Raw genomic sequence first — 6269 nt, 5'->3', positions numbered from 1 at the left:
CCGCGCCGCCCCCTCACCCGCCGCAGAGCGCGGACAAACAAAAAGGGCCGACAGTCGCCTGCCAGCCCTTTTGAATTTTGGTGGGTCGTGCGTGACTCGAACACGCGACCAACGGATTAAAAGTCCGCTGCTCTACCGACTGAGCTAACGACCCAAAGACCGCGATTATAGGGAGATACCCGCGGTGCTGTCAACGCACCCTCAGGTCAGACCAGGCGTTCGAGCCGCCAGATCTGATAGCGGAACGCCAGCACGGCGCCAGCCAGAATGCCCGCCAGCGCGATGAACGAGCCGATGGCCAGCGTCGACACACCCGACAGGCCCTGTCCGATCGTGCACCCAAGCGCCGTCACGCCGCCGCTGCCCATCAGGATGCCGCCGACGATGTGGTTGCCGGTGTCCTCTGCGTTGGCAAAGCCTTCCCAGCGGAACGTGCGCGTGACCAGCGCCACCACGGCCGAGCCCGCGATCACGCCGAGCACACCGACGATGCCGACTGTCAGGACCTTCGACGTATCGCTGAAGAACATCAGCCATTCGAGCGTGTACGACACGGGCGCCACGAAGCTCAACGCTTCCATGCGGCCGCTGTTGGTCGCGACGAAGGCCTCCTGCAGCGTGTTCGGATCTTCCTGCACATACCCGAGGTGCCCTGACACGTACCACATGCCAACGATGACGAGCCCGACGCCGATGCCGCCGAGCAGGTTGTCGCCGGTACGGAAATCCCGTGCGGCCAGCGCCCACAGCGACAGCGCCCCGCCGATGAGCAGTGCCAGCACAAGCCGCAACGTGCGCGCATCCGCCGAGAACGCATGACCCAGGACGCTCGGCAGATCCTGCGACGTGGGCAGCGCAACGGCAACGCTGTCGACGGTGGCCACGCGCACCACGCCAAACACGCCCTTGAGCGTCATATAGGCCGACAGCCCGAGAAAGACAAACACCACCACCGACTTGAGATTGCCGCCGCCGATGCGCACCAGCGTCTTGCTGCCGCAACCGGAGCCCAGCACCATCCCGAACCCGAACAGCAGCCCGCCCACCAGCGACGACAGCCACAGCAACTTGCTCGCCGTGTAGATCGTTTTGCTCGTATCGATGAGGCCGAGCCAGCTCAGCACGCCCGTGCCGATCATGGCGACGCCGATGGCCAGTGCCCACATGCGCAGGCGGGTCCAGTCACCGATGTTGACGACGTCGGACACCGCCCCCATCGTGCAGAAGTGCGTGCGCTGCAGGATCGCGCCAAAGACGAACGCGAGCGCAAACGTGCCCCACAGCACAGTGTGGGACAGCGCATTGAGATCGATATCAGGCATGGCGCATCACACGTAGCGGGTCGGGTCCGGCACGCCGGCGGCTTCGAAGCCGGCCTTTCGGATGCGGCATGAATCGCACACGCCGCACGCCCGGCCCGTGTCGTCGGCCTGGTAGCACGACACGGTCAGGCTGTAGTCCACACCGAGGCGCGTGCCGGCCTGGATGATCTCCGCCTTCGTCATGGCGATGATCGGCGCGTTGACGCGAATGCGTTCGCCTTCCACGCCAGCCTTGGTGGCCAGGTTGGCCAGCGTCTCGTAGGCAGCCACGTATTCGGGCCGGCAGTCCGGATAGCCGGAGTAGTCGACCGCGTTGGCGCCGAAGAACAGGTCGCGCGCGCCCACCGCCTCGGCCCAGCCGAGCGCCAGCGACAGCATGATCGTGTTGCGTGCCGGCACATACGTGATCGGGATGCCCGATTGCGCCCCGTCGGTCGGCACGTCGAGCTTGTCGTCCGTCAGCGCGGAGCCGCCGAACTTGCGCAGGTCCAGGTCGACGATTTCATGGCGCACGGCGCCGAGCGCGGCCGCCACCTTCTTGGCCGCTTCGAGTTCGGAGGAGTGGCGCTGGCCGTAGCGCATCGACAGCGCGTAGGTCTCGAAGCCGTCGGCGTTGGCCATGGCGAGCACGGTGGCGGAGTCCAGCCCGCCCGAGAGCAGGACGATGGCGCGTTTTTTCATGGCGAAGCCTTGTCAAGCAAGTCAGGGAAGGCCCGCATTTTAGCGCGCTGCCATCCTGGCCGCGCTCGGGCCCGCACATGCCGGGCATTTGCACCCCGCAATGAAAAACGCCCGCCGGGGCGATCCCGAGCGGGCGGCATATCGGCAGTCGGCAGTGACCGCGCGCGTCAATGCATCGTCTTCAGGCGGCTTTGCGCGGTCTTGGCTTGCTCGGTGCCCGGGTATTGGGCGATCACGGCTTCCAGCGTCTTGCGCGCCGCAGCCTTCTGGCCCGACTCGCCCTGGTTGGTAGCGACCTGCAGCAGCGCTTCGGGCGCCTTCGGGTGCTGCGGATTCGTGCGCACCATGTTCTCCAGCACGTAGCTGGAGCCCTTGTAGTCGCGCTGCGCATAGAGCGCGTTGCCGAGCCAGAACTGCGCCAGCGGCAGATACGGGCTCTGCGGATACTTCTTCACGAACGCCGAGAACTGGTTGCCCGCGCCCTTGAAGTTGCCCGACTGGAACGTCTTCAGCGCGGCGTCGTACTCGTCCTTCTCGCCCGGCTGCACCGTGCCTTCACGGCCGTCCACCGTGGCTTGCTGCGGCTCGAACTTCTTCAGGCGCGCGTCGAGATCGGCGTAATAATCCTTCTGCTGCTTGGTCAGCGTGTCGACGGCGTTCTGCAACACCTCGTTCTGCCCGCGCAGGCGTGCGACTTCCGACTTGAGCGTCTCGATCTGGTTTTGCGCATCGATGAGGTTGCGGCTGTTCTGGTCGATGCGCTGCGCCGCCGTGGACTGGAAGTTGTTGAACTTCTCACGCATGTCGATGATGGCACGGCGCGCCTCATCGTCGTCAAACACCCCCGCTGCCGCCGGGCCGGCCATGGTCAGGGCACCGCCTGCGACAAGCGCCGCCGCGAGAATGGCCCGACGCACGGCCCGGTTGGCGATCCGTCCGGCGCACTGTTTCATCATCGTAGTCATGGGATTTCAACGTAAGAACGCCGGCCGCAACCTCGCGGCCGGCGCGTTGCACATCAGACCGCGCGGATCAGTAAACGATGTCGGCGCGGCGGTTTTGCGCCCACGATTCTTCATCGTGGCCCGTGGCCTGCGGCTTCTCCTTGCCCAGGCTCACCGCTTCCATCTGGCTGTCAGGCACGCCCATCGACGACAGCGCGCGGCGCACGGCCTCGGCACGCTTCTGTCCCAGCGCCAGGTTGTACTCGCTGGTGCCGCGCTCGTCGGTGTTGCCCTGGATCAGGACCTTGCGCTGGTTGTGCGACTGCAGGTAGCGCGCATGCTGGCCCAGCAGGCCCTGGTATTCGGGCTTGACCGAGTAGCTGTCGAAATCGAAGTAGATGCTGCGCTTGGCCAGGGGGCTGTTCGGGTCGGTCAGTTCGTCGCGGCCGACGTCCACCGGCGTCACGGTGCGGGCGTCGGCGCCCGTACCAGCACCACCCGTACCGTTCTTGGCGGTGTCATCGAGCTTCACGCCCGAGCTGCAAGCGCCCAGGGCCAGCAGCGCGGCAATGGCTGCAACTTTGATCATGGTTTGGGACTTCGACATGTCCGATTTCTCCTAGAGGGAACTGCTTCGTTATTGCATGAAAGGACCCCACGCCGGCTCACGAACCTCGCCGGCCTGGAGCGAAAGAACCTGACGCGTACGGCCATCGGTCGACACCGCAGCCAGCACCGCCTTGCCGCCCACGCGCGTGGCATACAGGATGAACTTGCCGTTGGCGGCAAAGCTCGGCGATTCGTCGTGCGAGGTGTCGGTCAGCGCAGTGACATCGCCGTTGGTCAGATCCTGCACATACAGCCGGAACGCCCCGCCCACACGCGAAATGTACGCCAGCAGCTTGCCGTCCGGCGACACGCGGGGGCTCGTGTTGTAGTTGCCCTTGAACGTCACGCGTTGCGCGCCACCGGCCTCTTCGCCGTCGGCCGACATGCGATAGATCTGCGGTGCGCCGCCGCGATCGCTGGTGAAGTAGATGTAACGGCCATCCGGCGAATACGACGGCTCGGTGTCGATTGCGGTGCTGCGGGTCAGGCGACGCAGGCCGGAGCCATCGGCGTTGACCACGTAGATCTGCGTATTGCCGTCGCGCGACAGCGACACCGCCACATGCCGGCCATCCGGCGACCACGCCGGCGCCGAGTTGTTGCCCTTCTGGTTCGAGATGACCGTGCGGCGGCCTGCCACCAGGTCATGCACGTACACCACCGGCTTCTTGCTCTCGAACGAGACATACGCGACCTTCGTACCATCCGGCGACCACGACGGCGAGATGATCGGCTCGTTGCTCGTAAGCGCCACCTGCGGGTTGGCGCCATCCGAGTCGGAAATCTGCAGCTGGAAGCGGCGGCCGACCTTCGACACGTACGACAGGCGCGTCGCAAACACGCCGCGCTCGCCGATCAGCTTCTGATAGATGTAGTCGGCAATCTCGTGCGCCGCCAGGCGCAGCTGATCTGGACGGCGCGTCAGCGCGAGGCCGCCCAGGCTTTCGCCCTTGGCCGTGTCGTAGAGGCGGAAGCGGATCTCGTAGCGATCGCCATTGCGGGTGACGGTGCCGCCCACGAAGGCGGCGGCGCCACGGGTCTTCCACGCTCCGAGGTCAGGCGCGGGGCTGTCCGGCACCACGGCACCGGCCACGTCCACGTTCGAGAAGCGGCCGCTGCGCACGAGGTCGGCCCGCACGATCGCAGAAAGGTTCTGCGGCGCCTGCGACTCACCCTGGAAGTTGGCGATGGCGATCGGGTACTGGCTGGCACCCACACCGGAAATCTCCACGTTCAGCTGGGCATGGGCGACGCCGGCACACGCCGCGCTCAGCAGCAATGCCTGCGCGGCGCGTCGGAACATCGGAATCCACATCTTTCGCATCATGTTCATCGTCCCTACTATCGAATCTGCAATCGGACCGTATGCCGGCGCCGCCCGCGCGACGCTGGCGCGTTATTCCTTGGGCCGGAACGTCAGGATGACGCTCGACGGTGCTTTGCCGTTGGTATCGCGCGGCAGCGGGTCGGAACGGTCCACCGCACGCAGCACGGCTTCGTCATAAGCGCCGTTGCCGCTGGACTTCGTCAGGCGCTTGGACAGAATCGAGCCGTCAGGCGCCATCTGCACCGCCACCACGGCCGACGGGTTGCCGCTGATCGCCGACGGGTCGAACACGATGTTCGGCTTGACCTTGGCCCGTACGCGCTCGGCATAACCGGCCGATGCCGTACCGCCCGTGCCCATGGCGTTGCCGACGCCGCCGCCCGAACCGGCGACGGAGCCCGTCGCGCCCGCGCCAGCCATCGCCCGCAGGCGATCGAGCTGCGCCTGACGCTGAGCGTTGGCGCGCGCCTCGCTGGCCTTACGCTCGGCCTCTGCCTTGGCTTTGGCCTCTGCAGCTGCCTTGGCCTTCAGTTCCTTCTGCTTGGCCTCGGCTTCGGCCTTGGCTTTCGCTTCCGCCTGGGCCTGCAGCTGGGCTTTCTTCAGCGCCTGCGCCTCGGCCGCGGCCTTTTCCTTGGCCTGCTGTTCGGCCAGCGCCTTGCGGTGCTGTTCAGCTTGACGCGCTTGCTGCTCTTCCTTCAAGCGCGCCAGGCGCTGGGCTTCGGCGCGCTCTTCCGCAGCGCGACGCGCAAGCTCGGCCTGGCGCGCCGCCGCGGCTTCCTGCTCGCGCTTGCGCTTTTGCTGTTCCAGCGCGATGTCGGCGTCTTCTTCCACCTTGGCGGGCGGCGCCTTGACCACCGGCTCCGGCTTGGTCTCGGGCACAGGCACCGGCTGCTGCACGGCCTGCTGGACGGCGGCCTCGTCCCACAACTCGGCTTCTTCGCCGCGCGGTGTGCTGCTCTGCCACTGCACGCCAAAGTACAAAAAGATCAGCAGCAGGATGTGTGTCAGGACCGCCAGCCCGAACGCGCGCAGCGTGCCACGCTCGCGAACTGGCTCGTAACGGTGCAACGACGTCGTGGCCATGACGTTCAGGTTGCCTCGCCTCGGTTCATCAACAACATGGTCATGACGACTTCACCATCAGGCCGACGCGCTTGACACCGTCACCCTTGAGCACGCTCATCACGGTCAGCACACGGTCGTACTGGACCGACTTGTCGGCGGCAATCACGACCGGCTGGTCGGGGTTTTCATCGGTGCGCTGCTTCACGAAAGCGCGCAGTTCATTGTTGTTGGCAAGCTTCTGCTCCGTCGCACCCGAACCCGTCTTGATGCGAGCAAGGATTGTGCCGTCGCCCTTGATGGTCACGACAATCGGCGGCTGGG

The 6269-nt window shown here is 65.9% G+C and carries 7 protein-coding genes and 1 tRNA gene; all 8 read right to left on the bottom strand.

Annotation, left to right across the window (positions count from 1 at the left end; genetic code table 11):
• Positions 1 to 78 precede the first annotated feature (78 nt).
• Positions 79 to 154, bottom strand: a tRNA-Lys gene (locus A6M56_RS09530).
• A 52-nt stretch (positions 155 to 206) separates the two neighbouring features.
• Positions 207 to 1322 carry a YeeE/YedE family protein gene (locus tag A6M56_RS09525; protein ID WP_102080910.1) on the bottom strand — a complete coding sequence of 372 codons (1116 nt, stop codon included), beginning with the start codon at positions 1320 to 1322 and terminating at the stop codon, positions 207 to 209.
• A gap of 6 nt (positions 1323 to 1328) precedes the next feature.
• Entirely contained in the window at positions 1329 to 2003 is a 675-nt protein-coding gene (gene queC / locus A6M56_RS09520) for a 7-cyano-7-deazaguanine synthase QueC (RefSeq protein WP_045786263.1), read from the bottom strand.
• Between the two features lie 167 nt (positions 2004 to 2170).
• Positions 2171 to 2968: a tol-pal system protein YbgF gene (gene ybgF, locus A6M56_RS09515; protein WP_045786262.1), complete on the bottom strand. Its 798-nt coding sequence runs from the start codon at positions 2966 to 2968 to the stop codon at positions 2171 to 2173.
• 67 nt (positions 2969 to 3035) lie between these two features.
• On the bottom strand, positions 3036 to 3554 hold the full coding sequence (gene pal, locus A6M56_RS09510; RefSeq protein WP_045786261.1) for a peptidoglycan-associated lipoprotein Pal: 519 nt from the start codon (positions 3552 to 3554) through the stop codon (positions 3036 to 3038).
• A 30-nt stretch (positions 3555 to 3584) separates the two neighbouring features.
• Positions 3585 to 4889 (bottom strand): Tol-Pal system beta propeller repeat protein TolB, encoded by a 1305-nt coding sequence (gene tolB, locus A6M56_RS09505; RefSeq protein WP_045786260.1) that lies wholly within the window; start codon positions 4887 to 4889, stop codon positions 3585 to 3587.
• A 63-nt stretch (positions 4890 to 4952) separates the two neighbouring features.
• Complete coding sequence (gene tolA / locus A6M56_RS09500; protein WP_045786259.1) at positions 4953 to 5966, bottom strand: cell envelope integrity protein TolA; 1014 nt, start codon at positions 5964 to 5966, stop codon at positions 4953 to 4955.
• A gap of 40 nt (positions 5967 to 6006) precedes the next feature.
• Positions 6007 to 6269 (bottom strand): ExbD/TolR family protein (locus A6M56_RS09495; protein WP_286758085.1); only part of this gene is annotated, 263 nt, incomplete at its 5' end.

The sequence above is a fragment of the Ralstonia sp. RL genome (assembly GCF_001683835.1).
Taxonomy (GTDB): Bacteria; Pseudomonadota; Gammaproteobacteria; order Burkholderiales; family Burkholderiaceae; genus Ralstonia; species Ralstonia mannitolilytica.
This window is presented reverse-complemented; position numbering and strand designations above follow the sequence as displayed.

Excerpts from the sequence above, each read along its gene's own strand:
- A6M56_RS09525 (WP_102080910.1), bottom strand. The coding sequence starts at position 1,322 with ATGCCTGATATCGATCTCAATGCGCTGTCCCACACTGTGCTGTGGGGC.
- queC (WP_045786263.1), bottom strand. The coding sequence starts at position 2,003 with ATGAAAAAACGCGCCATCGTCCTGCTCTCGGGCGGGCTGGACTCCGCC.
- ybgF (WP_045786262.1), bottom strand. The coding sequence starts at position 2,968 with ATGACTACGATGATGAAACAGTGCGCCGGACGGATCGCCAACCGGGCC.
- pal (WP_045786261.1), bottom strand. The coding sequence starts at position 3,554 with ATGTCGAAGTCCCAAACCATGATCAAAGTTGCAGCCATTGCCGCGCTG.
- tolB (WP_045786260.1), bottom strand. The coding sequence starts at position 4,889 with ATGAACATGATGCGAAAGATGTGGATTCCGATGTTCCGACGCGCCGCG.
- tolA (WP_045786259.1), bottom strand. The coding sequence starts at position 5,966 with ATGGCCACGACGTCGTTGCACCGTTACGAGCCAGTTCGCGAGCGTGGC.